Below are 631 nucleotides of genomic sequence, written 5' to 3'. Positions count from 1 at the left end.
AAGAGCCCAGATCCGCCGCCGGAAATATCTCCTGCTGAATGAAGGCGCTCGCGTTCTCGCGGGACATGTTCGCGTAGGCAATCGTCTGCAGCGACAACACGCCGTCCCGGTTCAGCCAGTCGTGGCAGCGGGTGAAGAACTCCCGGTACAGGCGGATCTTCTCGGCGGGCGAGTCGTCGGGTCCGGCGAAGTGCTCGAAGGCGCCGATGGAGATGATCCCGTCGAACCGGGTGCCGGGTTCGTAGTGCGCCCAGTCCTCCGTGCGTACCTCGACGCCGGGATAGCCGCGGGACCGGACGAAGGCCGCCTGCTCCGCACTGAGGGTGAGACCGACGGAGCGTCGCACCCGGTGCGTCTCCGCCAGCCGTCCCAGGATCGAGCCCCACCCGCAGCCGATGTCCAGAACGCGGTCGGCGCGGTCGGCGCGAATCGCGTCCAGATGGAACCGCAGCTTCCTCTCCTGGGCGGTTTCCAGGGTGTCGTCCGCGCCTTCCCGCAGCGCGCAGGAGTAGGTCAGCGAGCGGTCCAGCCAGAGCCGGTAGAAATCATTTCCGACGTCGTAGTGGTGGCGGATGGCCGCCGCCGCTCCGACCGTCCGATCGTGCCGGACCGAGGTGGCCATGACGACTAT

At 67.5% G+C, this 631-nt stretch carries 1 protein-coding gene; it reads right to left on the bottom strand.

What is annotated here, in order from left to right; all coding sequences use genetic code 11:
- Nucleotides 1-622 (bottom strand): class I SAM-dependent methyltransferase (locus AC08OQ_RS18810; RefSeq protein WP_476612278.1); only part of this gene is annotated, 622 nt, incomplete at its 3' end.
- Nucleotides 623-631 lie beyond the last annotated feature (9 nt).

This window comes from Frankia sp. CcCS3 (assembly GCF_977927575.1).
The sequence above is the reverse complement of the archived record's forward strand: the minus strand, read 5'-3'. Positions and strand labels throughout refer to the sequence as shown.